Annotated in this window: 2 protein-coding genes; one reads left to right on the forward strand and one right to left on the reverse strand. The window is 35.1% G+C overall.

Annotated features, from left to right (window positions below; all coding sequences use genetic code 11):
• The first annotated feature begins 137 nt into the window (after nt 1-137).
• Entirely contained in the window at nt 138-617 is a 480-nt protein-coding gene (locus tag AACR11_RS17365) for a hypothetical protein (protein ID WP_017818855.1), read from the forward strand.
• Between the two features lie 195 nt (nt 618-812).
• Here AACR11_RS17365 and AACR11_RS17375 read toward each other — a convergent pair whose 3' ends face one another.
• On the reverse strand, nt 813-1430 hold the full coding sequence (locus AACR11_RS17375) for an outer membrane protein (protein WP_017818856.1): 618 nt from the start codon (nt 1428-1430) through the stop codon (nt 813-815).
• Nucleotides 1431-1854 lie beyond the last annotated feature (424 nt).

The raw sequence follows: 1854 nt of genomic DNA on the forward strand, positions 1-1854 counted from the left end.
TGAGTCCATTCTTACAGATTGTGAGTCGGAGTTTCGGCTTATTCGCAGATAATGTGAGCCCAGAATGCGCGATGTAATCAAGTCGAAGTGATTATGTTCGCGAGCCACTACAATTACCGAGTAAGGAAATAGTGAAAATGAAATTCATTAAAACAGCAATACTCTTGATTTCTGCCCTATTGGGTTGCAATGCACAAGGGGAGGCAGACTCGCAACTAAATGACAATGTGAAGAATAACAAATCTTTTAATCACGATATTTGGCAATTATCCAATCCAGAAAGCCTGAATATGAACATCAAAATCGGTGGATTATACCTTTGTCATGAACCCCAAAAAGAACATTGTAATGATGTAGTTCTAGCACTGTTGCAAGGAAATGGTCGCTATGGTTGTACTGATTTTATTGCTAACGGGTTCATTGATTATCAAGACACACCTTGGCAACTATACGTTTACGATGAAGAAAAAACGGTACTTTTTGGCAGCATTTCTTTACATGAAAAATCATTAACCATACAGGTCAAAGATAGTCATAGCGAATTAAAGTTTTTTCTTTCGTCAGAAAAACGTTTAGAAAAACAAATTCAATCATCTTGCTCAACAAAAGCCAACTAACAAGCGGAAAATTGAGTTTGAGATGTTACAACGCTCAAGTAGGCGAAATCATGGAGAATGTCAAAGCTATAAACAAAGTCATAAGACTAGGTATGCCTGTCAGAAACTAAGGGCTAGTCATATGTGGCGTCGTTCGTCTTAAAGATGATTTGACCAACAACGCCTTTTTAAGGTAGTTGTAATCAAGTGCTAGGGTTAAAAATGATAGGTCATTCCCACATAAGCACTACTTACTGACGCGACTTTTTTAGCATTAATAAGAATAACATCATCGCTTGGTGTATTTAGTGTTGTATCATCACCAAAAATATGTTCAAAACCTAAATCAAAAGAAACTTGTTTTGTTATGTCATAAGAAAGGTTAATTCCAATTTTTGGTAAAATTTCATTTTCTTTTATAGTAATAAAATTATTTAAATTAACTTCTTGTGTTGTGTAAGCTGCGCCTAATTTACCTCTTATTTTTAATGTTTCAAGAAATTGATACTGTGCTATCCCCATAAGCGCAATATTATAACCATCATAATCAATCGAATATTGTTCAAGCTTATATTCATTAGTTGCATAACCTTGATAACCAATTTCAATTCCATATTGAAATTTTTTACTAAATGATGTATCAAACATTATCCCACCATTCAATCCATATGATAAAGACCCAGATTTTTCAGAGTAATTTATATTTTGAGTGCTTGGGAAATCGATATTTTCAATGCCTCCATAACCAACATTAACCCCAAAATAAGGGGTAGTACTAGCCAAGGCAATTGACGGGGCAAGCATAGTAAATAGTACAAGAGCTGTTTTATTCATAATTTTCTACCATTTTATTGGAATTCCATACTGGAACCCTTTATTTTGTTAGCATTAAAAGTTATAGGCAAACCTGCCGATGAGTGCCAGTTCAACAATTAGAGAGTTAACTGTTTGTAATCTTGAACAACTATTTAACATTGTAACTCGTAGCTCGTAGCTCGTAGCTCTCTGAACCTGAGCATGTCAGGAAGATGCAAATAATTATCACTATTCTATTTAATAGTCAATATAGTGATGCTCCCTGTTAGCGCAAAGCGATAATGTCCCCTTTCAACAAAGCTAAAATGTCCCCTTTTTCAAAACGTGAATCTGGAGGATATGTTGGAAGGAGATCTAACATTGAGTCATCAGGAACTTGATAAACTCACCGTAATGTAGTGGTCAAGTAAAACTGGCCACGGTTTTATAAGGAAACCAGAAC

The organism is Vibrio sp. L85, from assembly GCF_963871815.1.
In the GTDB taxonomy this organism is placed as follows: Bacteria; Pseudomonadota; Gammaproteobacteria; order Enterobacterales; family Vibrionaceae; genus Vibrio; species Vibrio harveyi.